Raw genomic sequence first — 16,223 nt, 5'->3', positions numbered from 1 at the left:
CGATGAATATGCTGTTACTGCTGATCGCGGCCGGGATGGGGCTGGTGGTGCAGAATCTGCTGATGGTGCGCATTACCGAAAGCGTTTCGACCATCCTCATTACGCTGGTGATCAACTCCAGCGTCGGTTTGTTGTTGCTGGTGGGGTTGCTGCTGGCCAAAAACGGCCTCGGCGCGGTGGCGGAAGTGACCGGCGCCGCCAGGTGGTGGATGCTGTTGCCGGGGCTGCTGGGATCGCTGTTCGTGTTCGCCGGCATCCTGGGCTACCAAAAACTGGGCGCGGCGGCCACCATCTCGATCCTGGTCGCCAGCCAGCTGTGCATGGGGCTGTTGGCGGACGTCTACCGCGCCGGCCCGGCGGCGCTGCGCGAGAATCTGCCGGCGCTGTTCGGCGCTCTGCTGCTGGTGGCGGGCGCCTATCTGGTGGCGAAACGCAGCTTTTGAGGGAACGGCTTTCTATCGCCGGTAAGTTTCTGCGTCTTGAGCTACGCCGCATGTTATAGGGGGAAACTATTCCCCCTATAACAATCTAGTAAACATAGTCATACTTTATTTCTGCAACGTGGTTGTAGACGTTATCCCGGTTTTTCTTCATGTCTTTAATTAAAATTGAAATGTTTTGCTGAGCATTAATGCATCTTCCAAACTTATCCCAGCTTTTACAGGTAGTTGTGGTCGTTTCTGTGGTGAAGGACTTCATCACTTCTTTGCTGGTTAACTCTCTATCGTCGTTATCATAAGTAAAATCTCCGGTGGTTGTACCTGATAGTGTTCTTATTAAACGGTTTTTAGCGTCATGACTATAAACGGTGTTGCCACTGTCATTGCCCAGCGTACTAATGCGTTTTGCCTCGGACAACCTCCCGGCGTCATCGGCTAAAAATATTGTTACCGCCTTGCTTGACTGGTGCTTTTGCTTGATAAGCAGGTCGGATGCCTCTTCCGATCGGACGATTCGGCCACCTTCATCGGTGAGCACGGTGCCGCTGATTTCTTGCGCCATCAGCTCATGGCGGGCATTGCCATTCTCAATCATAAACATGTTAAATGTTGAGCTGTAATCCCAGTTGTTATGGTTTTTATCAAGCGTGCTGCTGAACTGGATCACTAAAGTACTCTTGTTAATTTGTGACCTGACGGTTTTTTTAGCGCGTGAATGCAGCAGGGTACCGCAGTCATCAAATTCTAACTGGGAATCAGCCGAGATATAGTCATCCTTGCTGGTTATACGCATGCTGATTTTTTTAGGCGTTTTCTTAGCTGACCACTCTTGAGCCAAGATGGCATTGTTAAAGGCGTTGTTGGCTGAGGTTTTTTCAGAGCAGAGGTTTTTATTTGCATATACATTGCATGAATAAATAAGTGGCAAACAGAACAACATTGACTTTTTCAAAGTGAACACTCCATGTCATAGCACATTGATGTGGTATGATTATATCTACGTATTGCCATATGTCGCAACTTTTGTCAGCCTGGCCAACAGGCCATCTGTTTTTGCAAAGATAACGGAAAACAGGCCAGAGCGTTTATAAATCTGTGCCTGTCGTTACGTTACACAATATATACTATGGTATTGTAATTTTAGAGCATGTACTATTATCTAACTATACGACTGTAGTGATGGATATTTATGCTATGCTGACATCTGACCCACGTTATCAACTTCTAGCAGTATATAGTGCACAACATCTCCGTGCTGTTGCTGGCAGAGTCATTGCTCGTGCTGAGCTGACACCTCTGAATTTTTCTACGCTGCTCTGGCGCTCAATGTGGCAATCACCAATTCCACCTCTTTTACACCCTGAATCAGGTCACGAATTTTTACAGGAAAACGGCTGCCCCTATCCACGACCTTATGGCCTTAAGTCGTGGATCACGAACAACAATAAAGGTATTCTTGATTTCCAGTCTGCTAATAAGATTATTTATTTAGCTAGTTTTATTGAAAAAGACTGGAGTCTTAGCAGGCAAATTCCAATATGGAGAAAACACGCAACGAGTCGGATCAATGGCTATGCATATAATATTGTTCAGATGTTTATGTGTGACGGGCTTTCGGATGCTTATCCAACTGAATACTATGTTACGTTCGACTACGATCTTTTGAGTGACGAGTTGAAAAACACAAGGCTTAATCGCTGGGTGTCTACATACCAAAAAAAATCGAAAGACCCCTTTGTCGTTGCATCAATGGAAATTACTCGGATATCTAATATGAGATCAATATTTCTATGGCAAATTACGCTTGAGACAGTTAAAGGGTTATGTACATCTTTAACGGTGGAGGCTACACCGGGTAATTCATATTTAAGCTATGTTCATCCCGTCAGACAAAAGCGAGTTCATCCATTTATTGGCTATATTTGAATGCTTAAAGGATATAGTATTAAAGGGAGGAGGTTTATATGTGCTATACGATAATATAACCATGTAAACTATATGGATATAAGCGTGAGGCAAGAGGGTGAAATATAATGCCACTCGGTCGCCGTAGAATTTCTCGGCCAAAGTCGTACGAATAGAGGCTGTAATTTAAATTGTGTATCTACCTGTTTTTGATATGTTCATTCCCACAACGGAGACAGGCAAATTATGGATGAAAATAAACTCAAAGCACTGGCTGCTGAACTGGCCAAAGGCCTTAAAACCGAAGCCGACCTCAACCAGTTTTTCCGGATGCTGACGAAGCTTACCGTCGAAACGGCGCTCAATGCAGAACTGAGCGAGCACCTCGGACACGAGAAAAACGCGCCCCAAAAAGCTCAAATACCCGCAATGGCTACTCGTTAAAAACGCTGCTGAGTGATGACGGCGAGAGCGAGTTGAACACCCCGCGTGACTGTGAAAATACCTTTGAACCTCAGTCACCAGACGCGTATTAAGCAGATGGACATCCAGATTTGGTCCCTCTATGCCAAAGGCATGACCACCCGCGAAATCGTCGCCACGTTCAAGGAAATGTACGATACGGACGTGTCTCCCACGCTGATATCTAAAGTCACCGATGCAGTTAAAGAACAGGTGACAAAGTGGTAAAACGGGCCTCTTGAAGCACTGTATCTCATGGTTTATCTTGGCTGTATCGTGGTGAGGGTTCGTCAGGCTGGCAGCGTGATTAACAGAGCCGTATTCCTCGCTCTGGGCATTAATACAGAAGGTGATCTTGACCCGCTATCTCCAAACAGCTTTTGTATCTTAAGTTAACAATGCCCGCAGGCGCCGGTATTCTCTCGGGGAGTGATATCCCAGTGCGAAACGAGGGTTTCCTCACCCAAGCTGGTGAATTTCATTCTGACCTGTGGAACAGTCGGCACCATGTTGACCTTTGTGGTCACCGGGCCATTTGTGACCACTTAGGCGTACATGCGGCGCTGGTTATGGCGGATGTGCTGTATTTTTTGGTCTTTATTCTCTGCTTTGCCCTGGGGTTCTGCACTCGGCACCACTTGCACGGCGGCAACGCCGAAAATATCTGACTCGCGCCGTGCCGAATAGCAAAAAGCCCGCTCGGGTTTCCCTGAGCGGGCTTCTCTAAATATGGCTCCTCTGACTGGACTCGAACCAGTGACATACGGATTAACAGTCCGCCGTTCTACCGACTGAACTACAGAGGAATCGTGTGAACGGGGCGAATAATAGCGGGGCGGTTGCGGCTTGTAAAGCGTGAAGACGTCCGATGCGTTCGTTTGCTGCAAGATTGCCCAACCTGCTGCTTTTTCTCGCTTTTGTCGCTTATCCCGCGCGCAGCGTCGCCGAATTGCCCGTTGATCGGCGCCGTTGCCTGCCGATGGTGCAACGGTTGCCCTGCGCGGTGGCGCGCGCCGCCCGGCGAACGGCCATTTACCGCCTTGTACCCCGCTTCCACGGCCGTTTACCGACTCTGGCCTGGATCTTGCTGTGATTGCATGACCGGATTTCGGCATTCTCAATTTAGCGGCTCGCTGGAGGCACTATGAATTTCAGACGTCTGAAGTACTTCGTGAAAATCGTCGATATCGGCAGCCTGACCCAGGCGGCGGAGGTGTTGCACATCGCCCAACCGGCGCTCAGCCAGCAGTTGGCGACGCTGGAAGGAGAGCTGAAGCAACAGCTGCTGATCCGCACCAAGCGCGGGGTGCAGCCGACCGAGGCCGGCAACATTCTGTATGCCCACGCGCAGACCATTCTGCGCCAGTGCGAGCAGGCGCAGAGCGCGGTCAACAGCGCCGGACAGGCGATGAGCGGTCAGGTGTCGCTCGGGCTGGCGTCGGGCAGCACCGCGGCGCAGCTGGCGCTGCCGCTGTTGCAGACCCTGCGCGATCAGCAGCCGGGCATCCTGCTCAGCCTGCATGAAAACGGCGGCGCGGCGTTGGCCGGGCAGGTGGCTAACCAGACGCTGGACATGGCGATGGTCTACGGCGCCAAAATGCCCGCCGGGCTGCACGCCATCGCATTGATGCGGGAAGATCTTTATCTGGTGGCGACGCGCGCGGTGCCGCATCCCGGCAACAGCGTCGAGCTGCTGGACGTGGCGCGGCTGAACCTGTTCCTGCCGCGCGAGGGCGATGCGGTGCGCAACCAGCTGGAGGAGGCGATGGCGCTGCGCAAGCTGGCTGCCAACGTGGTGGGGGAGATCGAATCCTCGGGCGCGCTGAGCGCCGCGATCGCCAGCGGGTTAGGGGCGACCGTGCTGCCGGAATCGGTAGCGCGCGCGATGATCGGCCCGGCCAAGGCCTGGATGGCGCGCATCAATGCGCCGACGATGTCGGTGCCGCTGTCACTGTGCATGTCGAGCCAACAGGCGCTGTCCGCCCCGGCTCTGCTGGTGAAAGACCTGTTGCTGTCGATCGCCGGCGGCCGCAGCCAGGAGAAGCGCGCGTTGGCGCTGGTGCGTTGAGGAAAAAACGGCCCGCCGCAGCGGGCCTGAGCACCGTTACCGGAACGGCGGTTCGTTGAAGGTGCGCAGCTTGCGCGAGTGCAGACGATCGCCCTCGGCGCGCAACAAATCGATGGCGCAGATGCCGATCTGCAGGTGTTCGGAGATCGCCCCTTCGTAGAAGCGGTTGGCCTGGCCCGGCAGTTTGATCTCGCCGTGCAGCGGTTTGTCGGAGACGCACAGCAGCGTGCCGTACGGCACCCGGAAGCGATAACCCTGAGCGGCGATGGTGGCGCTCTCCATGTCGACCGCCACCGCGCGGCTGAGATTGAAGCGGCGCGCCGAAGCGGAGTAGCGCAGCTCCCAGTTGCGGTCGTCGGTGGTGACCACGGTGCCGGTGCGCAAACGCTGTTTAACCTCTTCGCCGGGCATGCCGCTGACCATCTTGGTGGCGTCGTACAGGGCGCGCTGCACCTCGGCGATGCTCGGGATCGGGATATCCGGCGGCAGCACCGCATCCAGCACGTGATCGTCGCGCAGATAGGCATGGGCCAGCACGTAATCGCCGATCTTCTGGCTTTCACGCAGGCCGCCGCAGTGGCCGATCATCAGCCAGGCGCTCGGGCGCAGCACCGCCAGGTGATCGCAGATGGTTTTGGCGTTGGACGGGCCGACGCCGATGTTGATCAGCGTGATGCCCTGGCCGGTGCGCGAGATCAGGTGATAGGCCGGCATCTGGTGGTTTTTCCACGCCAGATCGGACACCGCTTGCTCGGGCGCGCTGGTTTCCGGCGTGATGTAGGTGCCGCCGGCGCTGGAGAGCGCGATGTACGGGCTGGCCGGATCGGCGATCTGGGCGCAGGCCCAGCGCACGAACTCATCCACATAGCGGGTGTAGTTGGTGAACAGCACGAACGGCTGGAAATGCTCCACCGGCGTGCCGGTGTAGTGTCGCAGACGCGCCAGCGAGAAATCCGCGCGCAGCGCATCGAAATGCGACAGCGGGAAATGGTTGTCGGTGGCGTGGTACAGGCCGTCGGCGGTCTCGTCACCGATCTGCGCCAGCTCGGTGGTGGGGAAATGCTGCGCGATGCCGGCGCTCATTGAACGATCGAGCGCCAGGCTGGAGCCGTCGATGACATAAGGGAACGGGATCTCCTGCTGCGACGGCGCCACTTCGATATGGGCGGCGTAGTCGTGTTCCAGCATCGCCAGCTGTTCGGCCAGATAGTGGCGGAACAGCTGCGGCCGGGTCACGGTGGTGCTGTAGCTGCCGGGATGGGTAAAGCGGCCGAAGGCGCGGGTTTTGCTCGGGCCGGATTGCTGCCCGTCCCAGCTGACGCGCAGTTCGGGATACACGAACAGTCCGGCGGCGCGCGCTTGCGCATCCGGCAGGGTGCCGTGGCTGATAAAGTCACTGACCGCCTGCCGCAGCGCGTCTACCGCGGCGTCATACAGGGCTTCCAGTTGATCGAGTGCCTGATCGGCGCTGAGGCCGCTGCGAGGTGGGGCATAGCTCATACTTTCTCCTTCGATGTCCCGGCTCTGGCGGGATTGGCGGCGTTTCACCGTCACAGGTTAGCCGAAGAAGGGCGTAAAAGCTTGGTTGAAATGACGGGCGCGGCAAAGAAATTACCGCGCCCGTGAAGGCGGAGAGATCAGGAGGCGGGAGCGGCCGCTTCGACCTTCAGCGACACCAGGCCGATGCCCAGCTTCTTCGGCGTGAAGCCGCCGCTGGCGTTCTCTTTCGGCTCGGTCGGCGCCGGCGGGGTAATGCTGATCTTCTGCGCGCCGCGCGGGTTATCGAAGCGCAGGGTGACGGTGCTGTCCTGTTCGCCGAGCGACACAAAGCGCTCTTCGTCGCCGACGCGCACCGAAATCGGTTCGCCGACGTTGTTGCCGTAGGCGCGGGCGCGCAGCACCAGATCGAAGCTTTTCGGCAGCGGGTCGACGTAATCGATGTCGACCGCCGGCGCCAGATTGGCGTCGGACCAGCGGCCCCATTCCTCGACGGCGGAGACGCCGGTGATGGCCTTCACCTGTTCCGGCATGCCGGGCAGCATGAACTCGATGGCGTCCGCCCGGTATTTCACCGCCGCGTCGTCCACCTGCAGGCGGGCGACGGCGTTTTGGTAATCGGCGACGCTGTCCGCCGCCGGGCCGGTGAAGTTCACCTTGCCGTTGAAGCGTTCGCCGCTGGCCTGCGCGATCTGCGGCGGCGAGGCGAGGGTGCCGGAGGCCACGCAGATGTCGGTGCTCAGCGCCAGCTGCGGCGCCCAGACCCGGCCGATCTCGTAGCATTTATCGACCCAGACGAATTTCTCCCCCGCCCCCAGTCCGGCCAGCTGTTTGCGCAGCGGGGTGGAGAGGTAGACGTTGAACATCGGTTCGATGCGGTTATCGCCCACCCGCAGGATGAACGGCACCTTGTAGGTGACGCCGGAGAAGCTGAAGCTGCGCTGGCGCGTATCCACGCTGTAGTCGCTGATGCGGTTCGGCAGGCCCCACTGGTTGATCACCGCCGGTTTCCAGCCATTGATCTTCTCTTCGATATTCAGGAACACCGTAGACAGCGACGGCGCCGACAGGCTGCTGCGGCCAAGGCCGATGTAGTTGTCGCCGCCCATCACGTCCAGCACCGTGGCGCCGTTGTCCAGCGTGCTGCGTTTCTCGTTGCGCTGTTCCGCCAGCGGCCGGGTGCCGTCGATGATGAAGAACAGATTGCGGCGCTTCTGTTTGGTCAGGATGTCGTAGGCGGTGTTGTTCATCGCCAGATGATCGGAGGACACCACGATCACGGTGTTGCTGAAATAGGGCGAGCGTTTGATTTTGTCGATCAGCGCGGCGATGTGTTGCTGGCTGCAGGCTACCGCGCTCAGCGAGCGGTTTTCCTTGTTCTGCCAGGCGTAGCTTTTCTTGCTGCAGCCGGCGGAGATAAAACCGTCCGGGTGATGGGTATCGACGGTCAGGGTGAACAGCGAGAACGGCTGGCGCTGTTTGGACAGCTCGACGAACTTGCCGTACACCACGTCCAGCACGCTGTCGTCGTACCAGCCCCAGTCGTTTTTGTAGCTCGGATCGGCGACCTGATCGCGCAGCTCTTTGAAGCCGTAAACGTGGTCGAAGCCGTGGGATTTCAGGAAGGTGTCTTTACCGGCGAACGCCAGCTCGGCGCCCTGATAGAAATAGTTGCTGTAGCCGGCGGCCTTCAGCACGTCGCCCAGGCAGACGTTCTCCGGGTAGAAGGTGGAGACCGCGCTGGAGGCGTTGCCGTCGAAGGGCGCGAACAGCGGAATGCCGCACTGTGAGGCGACCATGCCGGCGATGGTGTAGCCGGTGCCCGGCAATTGCTGGGTATTGCTGAAATCGATGCTGTCCGCGCGCAGGGCGTTCAGCTCGTCGGTCAGGCCGGGAAACAGCTCGGTATCGAAGTAGGTGCGTTCCAGGCTCTCGGCATAGATGTACACCAGGTTCGGCCGCTTGCCCTGTACGGTTTTTTTCGGCGCTTTGTAGTAGGTGGTGAAATCGGCGGTATCGCCGACGATCTGGCTTTTGACCAGCAGCGAGATGTCCTGAAATGCCGGGGTGGTGCCGACCGAAAACAGCGCCAGCAGCACGGCGACGAGGCTGTAGGCCACGCTGCTGCCTTTGGCTTTGCGGCGCAGCAGGCTGCGGGCCAGCACCGCGAAGATAAGCCCCAACGCCGCCAGCAGGCCGATGAACGGCAGCACGTATTTGCTGATGCCCGCGCCTTTGAGGCTGCTGGTGACGGTGTAGATCACCGCATCGGTGATGCCGTCGCCGGTAAAGTAGTTGCTGGCGATCAGGATGACGTTCAGCACCAGATAGCTGCCGAGCAGCGTCAGCAAAATGGCGAACCACCAGCGGTTGGCGGCGGCCCGGGTGCGATAAATCAAAATCGACGCCAAAAAGAGAACAAACGAAACGACTGCTAAAACCATCCGCCAAACCTTGTCTGATTGGAAAAAAACGTTGCTGCCCTGGTCTGCGCCGCCGACCGTGCCGCGGCGCGAAAAGTGAAGGGTATAGCCTATTGCCGGCGGCGGAACAACGCGCGATCTCCCGCTACGGCCGACGAACGGCGGCTATTGTACATTTTTATGACAATAGTGTGACGTTAATCACGCCGACGGCGGCCGCGGCGGCGAAAGCTTGCTGGTCGGAGGTTTCGCTCTACGCTTAATGAGCGCCGGACGGTGCGCCCATCAGCCATTCAGGAGGAAGTATGCAGACAATCCCCGCAGCGGTACTCGACGATCTGGCCCCGCAAGGCGTGTTGCGCGCGGCGATCAACTACGGCAATCCGGTGCTGGCGCAGGCCGGGGCCGGCGGTAAACCGCAAGGCGCTTCGGTGGAGCTGGCCGCCGCGTTGGCTCGCGAACTGGGCGTGGCGCTCGAACTGGTCACCTATGACGCGGCGGGCAAGGTGTTCGCCGACCTGGACAGCGGCGCCTGGAACCTGGCGTTTATGGCTATCGAGCCGGTGCGCGCGGCGCAAATCGCTTTCAGCGAACCCTACGTGATCATCGAGGGGACTTACCTGGTGGCGAACGACGCGCCTTACTTTGAGGTGGAGCAGCTCGACCGGCCGGAGGTGCGCATCGCGGTCGGCCAGGGGGCGGCGTACGATCTGTTTTTATCGCGCACGCTGCAGCAGGCGCAGCTGGTGCGGGCGGCAACCTCCGCCGAGGCGATCGCGCTGTTTTTCGAACGGGGGCTGGAGGCGGCGGCCGGCGTGCGTCAACCGCTGTTGGCCGCCGCGGCCGCCCATCCCGGCTACCGGGTGCTGGACGGGCATTTTACCGCTATCCGCCAGGCGATGGCGGTGCCGCGGCAAAAAACGCAGGGCGCCGCCTACGTGAACGCGTTTATCGAACGCTGCAAGGCCAACGGGTTGGTGAAGGCGGCCTTGCAGCGCAGTGGCCAGGGCGAGGTGACGGTGGCGCCGCCGGCCGCCTCGGCATGATCAGTCGAGCTCCACCGCGTACTGTTCCACCGGGGTGATTTTCTTGATCAGCTTGTTGTCGAACAGGAACTGTTCGTAAGCCTGGTAGCGGGCGCGATCCAGCCTGGCCGGATCGCGCGCGAACAGCGGCAGGCTGGCTTGCCACGCCTGTTTGTTCAGCTCGGTATTCAGCTCCGGGTGCGCCTTGGCGAATGCCAGCCAGGTGTCCTGCGGGTGCGCATGCAGGTAGTCGCTGCCTTGCTGCAACGCGGCGAGGAACTTGCGGATTTTCGGCTCGTTCACCGCATCGCGGTTGGCGACGATGATCAGCTCGTCATAGGCCGGCACGCCGTAATCTTCGACGTTGAACACCACCGGTTCTTTACCCTGCAGCTTCAGCTCCAGCGCTTCGATGTTGCGGTAGCCGCCGATCACCGCATCGACCTGGCCCGCCAGCAGGGCGCTGGTCAGCTGGAAGTTGACGTTGATGAGCTTGATGTCCTGCGGCTTGAGGTGTTCGTGTTCGACCATGGTGGCCAGCGTCGCCTGTTCGATGCCGCTGACCGAGTAACCCACCGTTTTGCCCTTGAGATCTGCCGGCGACGTGATGTTTTTATCCAGCGCGATCACCGTATTCAACGGCGTGTTGATCAGCGTGCCGACGCGCATCAGCGGCAGGCCCTGATCGGCGAAGAAATGCAGCTGCGGTTGATAGGTGATGGCAAGGTCGGCCTGTTTGGCGGCCACCAGCCGCGGCGGCAGCGCCGGATCGGACGGCGGCACGATCTTGACGTCCAGCCCTGCGGCCTTGAAGGCGCCGATCTGCTCGGCCACCATAATCGGCGCGTGATCCGGGTTGATGTACCAGTCGAGCACCAGCGTCAGCTTTTCGGCCGCGCCGGCCTGGCCGGTGATGGCGGCGCCCAGCAGCAGCCCGCAAACGGTTTGTTTGATCATGGTCGTTCCTTTATCCCTGGTTATGGTTGCAATCATCAGTCGTTTTCCGGCGCCCAGGCGATCAGGCGCCGCAGCAGCGCATCCACCGCGGCCCACAGCAGCACGGTCATCAGCACCAAAATAAACAGCGCGGCGAAGCAGACGTCGGTCTGCATGCGCGCGTTGGCGTTCAGCATCACGTAGCCCAGCCCTTCGGCCGAGCCGACCCATTCGCCGATGATGGCGCCGATCGGCGCGACCGCGGCGGCCATGCGCAGGCCGGAGCCGAAGGCCGGCAGCGCCGCCATCAGCCGCACGTGCCGCAGCTGCGCCCAGCGCGAAGCGCGCATCGTGCGCGCCAGATCGAGATAGTCGTTGTTGACCCGGCGCAGCCCGTCGAAAAAGGCCGACACCACCGGGAAGAAAATCACCAGCACCGCCATCGCCACCTTGGCGCTCATGCCGAAGCCGAACCACAGCACCAGCAGCGGGGCCAGGGCGAACACCGGTATCGCCTGGCTGGTGAGCACCAGCGGCATCAGCCAGCGTTGCAGGCGCGGCGAGAAAATCATGCACAGCGCCAGCGCCGCGCCGAGCAGCACGCCGAGCACCAGCCCGCTGACGATCTCCGAAGCGGTGACCAGCGTGTGCCAGGCGAGATAGCCGCGCCCGTCCCACAGCGCCTGCGCCACCGCGCCCGGCGTGGGCAGCAGAAAGGCCGGAATGCCGCTTTGCGCCGCCAGCCACCACAGCAGCAGCAGGCCGGCAAACACCGTCAGCCCGCGCCGCAGGCGGGTGAGTCCACGCTCTTTGGCGATATTCATTGCGCCGCCCTCACCAGTTGCTGCAGCAGCTCGGCCTGGCTTTTCAGCAGGCCGGCGTCATCCGGCGCGCGTGGCGGTAGCCCGCTGATGCGGTGAGTATCGTCGAGGCCCAGCGGCCAGGGAGACAGCACCAGCAACCGGTGGCTCAGGCGGCAGGCTTCCATCGGATCGTGGGTGATCAACAGCACGGTATTTTGCGCCAGCAGCTCGGCGGCCAGGCTCTGGATCTCGGCGCGGGTGATGGCGTCCAGCGCGGAAAAGGGTTCGTCCATCAGTACGATCGGCTGGCGTTCGTAGAGCGTGCGGGCGATGGCGGCGCGCTGGCGCATGCCGCCGGACAGCGCGGCGGGCAGGCTGTGGCCATGCGCGGCCAGGCCTACGCGCTCCAGCAGATGCGCCACCCACGCCCGGTCCGGCGTCTCGCCGCGCAGCCGCGAGCCGAGGGCGACGTTCTCTTCGACGGTCAGCCACGGGTAGAGCAGGTCTTTTTGCCCCATGTAGGCGATGCGCCCGGCGATCGGCAAACCGTCGCTGCCGATCACCGTACCCGAACTGGCCTGCGCCAGGCCGGCGATGATCTTCAGCAGGCTGGTTTTGCCGGCGCCGCTGGCGCCGAGCAGGGCGACGAAGCTGCCGCCGGCGATGTCGAAGCTCAGCCGGTCGAAGACGATTTGCTGACCGAAATGCAGGCTGAGATCCCGCACCTGGATGCCAGGCGGGAGACGCGGGGAGGTCATGAGGCGTTCAGCCCCATTTGCCAAAATGCCGACTCCAGCTGGGTGGCGGTGGTGAAAATCTGCGCCAGCTCGGTGAAGCGGCCCTGTGCGCCGCGCTGCTGACCAACGGTTTCCAGCAGTTCGATGGCGGCGCGCACGCCGGCCAGATAGCCCTCGTCGCCGTAGTTGCGGATCCAGGAGGCGTAAGGATTGCCCTCCATCTGAGTGGCGGGATCGTGCAGCAGCCGCAGGCCGATTTCGGCATAGCCGGCCACGCAGGGCAGCAGGCCGGCCAGCAGATCGAGGGCGTCGCCGGCATGGCCGATATCCAGCACGTAACGGGTGTAGTTCATGGTTTCCGCCGCTTCCGGCTGGGCGGCGATCTGCGCTTCGTTCAACCCCCATTCGGCGCAGTAGGCCACGTGCAGCGGCAGTTCGGCGACGATGCCGTTGAGCGAGGCGGTGGCGGCGCGCATCTCCGGCAGGGTGTGCAGCTTGCTGACCAGCAGCGCGTAGGCGCGGGCGAAGTGCAGCAGAAACAGATAGTCCTGGGTCAGGTAGCGGCGAAAAGCGCGTTCAGGCAAGGTGCCGGCGGCCAGCTGCTGCAGAAACGGATGATCGACGTAATCTTGCCAGTGGCTGCCGGCATGGTGGCGCAGCCGGCCGTAAAGACCGCTTTCGAACAGGGTAGTGATGGACATGGGACCTCCTTGAGTCAGTGGAGATCCGGGCACGCTGGGGTATGAACAGGCAACGGGTGATCGCGTTGTTGCCTAACCGTCCCTTCGCTGGCATGACCCAGATCAGGTTCAAAGGGTTCGGCTTGCGCCATCTCAGCCCGTAACAGGACACCCCTCGGAGCTGCTTGTTATACGACATTTGTTTTTTGATTACAATCGCCGGGCGGCGCGGCGGCAATCGGTTCGTTTAGTGCGATCGGGGGCGATTTTGCTGGCGCAGAGCGCGCGGTTTTTGTCACTGTAGGCCCATGTTTTGCCTCTGAGGATGATGCCCGATGAAAAAAATTGGTTTTCTCTCGTTTGGCCACTGGTCGCCTTCCGCCCAGTCCGGCACCCGTTCCGCAGCGGATGCGCTGCTGCAGTCCATCGATCTGGCGGTCGCCGCCGAAGATCTGGGGGCGGACGGCGCCTATTTTCGCGTGCACCACTTCGCGCGCCAGCTGGGATCGCCGTTCCCGCTGTTGGCCGCCATTGGCGCCAAAACCCAACGCATCGAGATCGGCACCGGCGTGATCGACATGCGTTATGAAAACCCGCTGTACATGGTGGAGGACGCCGGCGCGGCGGATCTGATCGCCGGCGGGCGGCTGCAGCTCGGCATCAGCCGCGGTTCGCCGGAGCAGGTGATCGACGGCTGGCGCTATTTCGGCTATGCCCCGGCCGACGGCGAGACCGACGCGGACATGGCCCGCCGCCATACCGAAGTGTTCCTGGAAGCGCTGCGCGGTGAAGGGTTCGCCGAACCCAATCCGCAGCCGATGTTCCCGAATCCGCCAGGGCTGCTGCGGCCGGAGCCGTTTTCCGCCGGGCTGCGCGATCGCATCTGGTGGGGCGCCGGTTCGAACGCCACCGCTGTCTGGGCGGCGAAGCTGGGCATGCATCTGCAAAGCTCGACGCTCAAGAACGACGAGACCGGCGAGCCCTTCCACATCCAGCAGGCCAAGCAGATCCGCGCCTATCGCGCGGCCTGGCAAGAGGCGGGCCATGCGCGCGAGCCGCGGGTTTCCGTGAGCCGCAGCATCTTCGCGCTGGTGGATCAGCGGGATCGCAACTACTTCGGCGGCGGCGGCAAGGAGGGCGATCAGCTGGGGTATATCGACGCGCAGACCCGAGCGATTTTCGGCCGCAGCTATGCCGCCGAGCCGGACGTGTTGATCAAGCAGCTGGCGCAGGACGAGGCCATCGCCGAAGCGGATACCTTGCTGCTGACCGTGCCTAACCAACTGGGCGTGGATTACAACGCGCACGTCATCGAATCGATTTTAACCCATGTCGCGCCGGCGCTCGGCTGGCGCTAAACGGAGGAGTGGCATGTCACGCATTTTCATTACCGGCTCGGTTGACGGGCTGGGCCGCGCCGCCGCGCAAACGCTGTTGGACGAAGGGCATCAGGTGATCCTGCATGCGCGTGAGCCTGGCCGTTTGGCCGCGGTGCGCGATTTGCTGGATCGGGGCGCGCAGGCGGCGATCGGCGATCTGTCCGATGTGCAGCAGATCCGGCAGCTTGCCGAGCAGGTCAATCGCCTCGGCCGCCCGGACGCGGTGATCCACAATGCCGGCATGTTTACCGGGCCGCAGGTGATGCCGGTGAACGTCATGGCGCCCTACCTGCTGACGGCCCTGATCGAACGCCCCAAGCGTGTCGTCTACCTGAGCAGCAGCATGCATTTTGACGGCATGGCGGAACTGAACGGCGTGGATTGGCTTGGCGGCGCTGCCGGTTCTTATTCGGACAGCAAGCTGTTCGTCACCGCGCTGGCCGCCGCCGTGGCGCGCCTGTGGCCTGACGTGATCAGCAGCGCGGTCGATCCCGGTTGGGTGCCGACCAAAATGGGCGGCGCGGACGCGCCCGACGATCTGGCGCTGGGGCATGTGACGCAGGCGTGGTTGGTGACCAGCGATGAACCGCAGGCCCTGGCGTCCGGCGGCTATTGGCACCACCAGCAGCGGCTTGAACCTCACGCGGCGGTGCACGATGAGGCGTTTCAAACGGCGCTGTTGGCGCAATTGGCGCGCGCCGGCGGGGCGCACCTGCCGCAGGCTTGATGGCCGTTCCTTCCTGGCCCGCCGGTGATTATCGGCGGGCTTTTTTATGCCCGCAGGGTGAACCGACGGGGCTTTTCTTATACAGTGGTCGCCTGGCCTGTTTTGATTGTTATTTATATTATCGCCATGCACTCATTCCTGATTATCGTCCCTGAAGGGGGCATGCTGTTCGAAGCGGCGGGCATCGCCGATATCCTGATGCAGGCTAATCGCCTGAGCCCTGCCGAGACGCCGCTGTATCAGATCGCGGTCGCCACCACGCAATCTCACCGGGTGGTGCACGGCCTGTCCGGGCTGAGCCTGTTGGCCGATCATCGCCTGGCGGATCTCGATCCGGCCCAGCCGCGCGATACCGTGATCGTCGCCGGCAAGGGGGCGACCGAAGAAGAGGGCGCCCTGGTCGCCGATTGGCTGCGTCGCGCGGCGCCGCAGGCGCGCCGTATCGCTTCGGTTTGCGGCGGGGCTCTGCTGCTGGCCGAAGCTGGGTTGCTGGACGGGCGGCGGGCGACCACCCACTGGCGGCTGGCGGAGACGCTGCAGGCGCGCTTCCCGCGAGTGCAGGTCGAAAACGGCCCAATCTACGTGCAGGACGGGCCGATCTGGACCTCCGGCGGCGTCAGCTCCGGCTTCGATCTGACGCTGGCGCTGGTGGAGGATGATTACGGCTTCGTGCAGGCGCGCGAAGTGGCGCAGGATCTGGTGATGTTTCTGCGTCGCCCCGGCGGGCAGGCGCAGTTCAGCCGCTATCCGCTCAACCAGGCCAAATCGCCGGGGCCGATCCGTGACCTGCAATCCTGGATCCTGGAAAACCTCGCCGACGATCTCAGCGTCGATCGGTTGGCCGAGCGCGTGGCGATGAGCCCGCGCAACTTTACCCGGGTGTTCACCCGCGAGACGGGCATTTCTCCCGCCAAATTCGTCGAAGAGGGGCGGTTGCATACCGCCAGGCAGCGCCTCGAACAGAGCGCGGAAGGCATCGAGCAGATTGCCTTAGCCACCGGCTTCGGCAACGGCCTTAACCTGCGGCGGGTGTTTGAACGCAAACTGCAATTGACCCCGAGCGAATACCGCGAGCGCTTTCATGCGCGCAATTTGGCGTAAATTGATTGGTAAACGTCATTTACGCCGTTTCTGGTCGGCG

At 60.9% G+C, this 16,223-nt stretch carries 15 protein-coding genes, 1 tRNA gene, 2 pseudogenes and 1 riboswitch; of the genes and pseudogenes, 10 read left to right on the top strand and 8 right to left on the bottom strand.

The window, feature by feature from the left end:
- Positions 1-2: 2 nt before the first annotated feature.
- Entirely contained in the window at positions 3-443 is a 441-nt protein-coding gene (locus tag ACTJJ6_RS18895; RefSeq protein WP_044030891.1) for a DMT family transporter, read from the top strand.
- Positions 444-528: 85 nt separating this feature from the next.
- Here ACTJJ6_RS18895 and ACTJJ6_RS18890 read toward each other — a convergent pair whose 3' ends face one another.
- A complete protein-coding gene (locus ACTJJ6_RS18890; protein WP_228009718.1) occupies positions 529-1,392 on the bottom strand; it encodes a hypothetical protein in 864 nt (287 codons plus the stop codon).
- 242 nt (positions 1,393-1,634) lie between these two features.
- Between ACTJJ6_RS18890 and ACTJJ6_RS18885 the strand changes: the two genes are divergently transcribed.
- From ACTJJ6_RS18885 to ACTJJ6_RS18875, 3 genes and pseudogenes are all read left to right on the top strand, one after another.
- Positions 1,635-2,366 carry a hypothetical protein gene (locus tag ACTJJ6_RS18885; protein WP_143778281.1) on the top strand — a complete coding sequence of 244 codons (732 nt, stop codon included), beginning with the start codon at positions 1,635-1,637 and terminating at the stop codon, positions 2,364-2,366.
- 225 nt (positions 2,367-2,591) lie between these two features.
- Positions 2,592-3,173, top strand: a pseudogene (locus ACTJJ6_RS18880) (transposase); the annotation flags it as partial.
- Positions 3,174-3,254: 81 nt separating this feature from the next.
- Positions 3,255-3,475 (top strand): annotated as a pseudogene (locus ACTJJ6_RS18875) (MFS transporter TsgA); the annotation flags it as partial.
- A gap of 62 nt (positions 3,476-3,537) precedes the next feature.
- Here ACTJJ6_RS18875 and ACTJJ6_RS18870 read toward each other — a convergent pair.
- Positions 3,538-3,613 (bottom strand) — tRNA-Asn (locus ACTJJ6_RS18870).
- Positions 3,614-3,675: 62 nt separating this feature from the next.
- Here ACTJJ6_RS18870 and ACTJJ6_RS18865 point away from each other — a divergent pair.
- Positions 3,676-3,900, top strand: a complete 225-nt coding sequence (locus tag ACTJJ6_RS18865) for a hypothetical protein (RefSeq protein ID WP_126186879.1) — start codon at positions 3,676-3,678, stop codon at positions 3,898-3,900.
- Between the two features lie 51 nt (positions 3,901-3,951).
- A complete protein-coding gene (gene nac, locus ACTJJ6_RS18860) occupies positions 3,952-4,875 on the top strand; it encodes a nitrogen assimilation transcriptional regulator NAC (RefSeq protein WP_016927119.1) in 924 nt (307 codons plus the stop codon).
- Between the two features lie 36 nt (positions 4,876-4,911).
- Here the strand turns inward: nac and ACTJJ6_RS18855 are convergent, their stop codons facing one another.
- The gene (locus tag ACTJJ6_RS18855) at positions 4,912-6,375 is read right to left on the bottom strand and encodes an AMP nucleosidase (RefSeq protein WP_015378406.1); all 1,464 of its coding nucleotides are present in this window, start codon (positions 6,373-6,375) and stop codon (positions 4,912-4,914) included.
- A gap of 137 nt (positions 6,376-6,512) precedes the next feature.
- A complete protein-coding gene (gene opgB, locus ACTJJ6_RS18850) occupies positions 6,513-8,816 on the bottom strand; it encodes a phosphatidylglycerol--membrane-oligosaccharide glycerophosphotransferase (RefSeq protein ID WP_440803325.1) in 2,304 nt (767 codons plus the stop codon).
- 284 nt (positions 8,817-9,100) lie between these two features.
- Between opgB and ACTJJ6_RS18845 the strand changes: the two genes are divergently transcribed.
- Positions 9,101-9,841 (top strand): transporter substrate-binding domain-containing protein, encoded by a 741-nt coding sequence (locus tag ACTJJ6_RS18845; RefSeq protein ID WP_440803324.1) that lies wholly within the window; start codon positions 9,101-9,103, stop codon positions 9,839-9,841.
- Here ACTJJ6_RS18845 and ACTJJ6_RS18840 read toward each other — a convergent pair whose 3' ends face one another.
- Genes ACTJJ6_RS18840 through ACTJJ6_RS18825 form a run of 4 tightly spaced genes read right to left on the bottom strand, consistent with a single transcriptional unit; the run spans position 9,842 to position 12,997 of the window.
- The gene (locus tag ACTJJ6_RS18840; protein WP_440803323.1) at positions 9,842-10,777 is read right to left on the bottom strand and encodes an ABC transporter substrate-binding protein; all 936 of its coding nucleotides are present in this window, start codon (positions 10,775-10,777) and stop codon (positions 9,842-9,844) included. It lies immediately after the preceding gene.
- Between the two features lie 35 nt (positions 10,778-10,812).
- Entirely contained in the window at positions 10,813-11,580 is a 768-nt protein-coding gene (locus ACTJJ6_RS18835; RefSeq protein ID WP_049299639.1) for an ABC transporter permease, read from the bottom strand.
- Positions 11,577-12,317: an ABC transporter ATP-binding protein gene (locus ACTJJ6_RS18830; RefSeq protein ID WP_440803321.1), complete on the bottom strand. Its 741-nt coding sequence runs from the start codon at positions 12,315-12,317 to the stop codon at positions 11,577-11,579. The genes ACTJJ6_RS18835 and ACTJJ6_RS18830 overlap by 4 nt, the downstream gene beginning before the upstream one ends.
- Positions 12,314-12,997: a TenA family protein gene (locus tag ACTJJ6_RS18825; protein ID WP_274872182.1), complete on the bottom strand. Its 684-nt coding sequence runs from the start codon at positions 12,995-12,997 to the stop codon at positions 12,314-12,316. The genes ACTJJ6_RS18830 and ACTJJ6_RS18825 overlap by 4 nt, the downstream gene beginning before the upstream one ends.
- Positions 12,998-13,059: 62 nt before the next feature.
- A riboswitch (TPP riboswitch) is annotated at positions 13,060-13,162 on the bottom strand.
- A gap of 149 nt (positions 13,163-13,311) precedes the next feature.
- On the opposite strand from ACTJJ6_RS18825, the gene ACTJJ6_RS18820 reads away from it, so the two are divergent.
- From ACTJJ6_RS18820 to ACTJJ6_RS18810, 3 genes are all read left to right on the top strand, one after another.
- A complete protein-coding gene (locus tag ACTJJ6_RS18820) occupies positions 13,312-14,334 on the top strand; it encodes an LLM class flavin-dependent oxidoreductase (RefSeq protein WP_234212951.1) in 1,023 nt (340 codons plus the stop codon).
- 13 nt (positions 14,335-14,347) lie between these two features.
- Positions 14,348-15,082, top strand: coding sequence for an SDR family NAD(P)-dependent oxidoreductase (locus ACTJJ6_RS18815; protein WP_397609186.1), 735 nt, complete (start codon positions 14,348-14,350; stop codon positions 15,080-15,082).
- A gap of 126 nt (positions 15,083-15,208) precedes the next feature.
- The gene (locus ACTJJ6_RS18810) at positions 15,209-16,183 is read left to right on the top strand and encodes a GlxA family transcriptional regulator (protein WP_028128346.1); all 975 of its coding nucleotides are present in this window, start codon (positions 15,209-15,211) and stop codon (positions 16,181-16,183) included.
- Positions 16,184-16,223 lie beyond the last annotated feature (40 nt).

This window comes from Serratia sp. 22278, from assembly GCF_052045405.1.
In the GTDB taxonomy this organism is placed as follows: domain Bacteria; phylum Pseudomonadota; class Gammaproteobacteria; order Enterobacterales; family Enterobacteriaceae; genus Serratia; species Serratia marcescens.
The sequence above is the reverse complement of the archived record's forward strand: the minus strand, read 5'-3'. Positions and strand labels throughout refer to the sequence as shown.

Bases quoted from the DNA above. Each gene is read 5' to 3' on its own strand.
- ACTJJ6_RS18885 (WP_143778281.1), top strand. From the start codon at position 1,635: ATGCTGACATCTGACCCACGTTATCAACTTCTAGCAGTATATAGTGCA.
- ACTJJ6_RS18815 (WP_397609186.1), top strand. From the start codon at position 14,348: ATGTCACGCATTTTCATTACCGGCTCGGTTGACGGGCTGGGCCGCGCC.
- ACTJJ6_RS18835 (WP_049299639.1), bottom strand. From the start codon at position 11,580: ATGAATATCGCCAAAGAGCGTGGACTCACCCGCCTGCGGCGCGGGCTG.
- nac (WP_016927119.1), top strand. From the start codon at position 3,952: ATGAATTTCAGACGTCTGAAGTACTTCGTGAAAATCGTCGATATCGGC.
- ACTJJ6_RS18855 (WP_015378406.1), bottom strand. From the start codon at position 6,375: ATGAGCTATGCCCCACCTCGCAGCGGCCTCAGCGCCGATCAGGCACTC.
- ACTJJ6_RS18845 (WP_440803324.1), top strand. From the start codon at position 9,101: ATGCAGACAATCCCCGCAGCGGTACTCGACGATCTGGCCCCGCAAGGC.
- ACTJJ6_RS18895 (WP_044030891.1), top strand. From the start codon at position 3: ATGAATATGCTGTTACTGCTGATCGCGGCCGGGATGGGGCTGGTGGTG.
- ACTJJ6_RS18840 (WP_440803323.1), bottom strand. From the start codon at position 10,777: ATGATCAAACAAACCGTTTGCGGGCTGCTGCTGGGCGCCGCCATCACC.
- ACTJJ6_RS18810 (WP_028128346.1), top strand. From the start codon at position 15,209: ATGCACTCATTCCTGATTATCGTCCCTGAAGGGGGCATGCTGTTCGAA.
- opgB (WP_440803325.1), bottom strand. From the start codon at position 8,816: ATGGTTTTAGCAGTCGTTTCGTTTGTTCTCTTTTTGGCGTCGATTTTG.
- ACTJJ6_RS18820 (WP_234212951.1), top strand. From the start codon at position 13,312: ATGAAAAAAATTGGTTTTCTCTCGTTTGGCCACTGGTCGCCTTCCGCC.
- ACTJJ6_RS18865 (WP_126186879.1), top strand. From the start codon at position 3,676: ATGCGTTCGTTTGCTGCAAGATTGCCCAACCTGCTGCTTTTTCTCGCT.
- ACTJJ6_RS18825 (WP_274872182.1), bottom strand. From the start codon at position 12,997: ATGTCCATCACTACCCTGTTCGAAAGCGGTCTTTACGGCCGGCTGCGC.
- ACTJJ6_RS18830 (WP_440803321.1), bottom strand. From the start codon at position 12,317: ATGACCTCCCCGCGTCTCCCGCCTGGCATCCAGGTGCGGGATCTCAGC.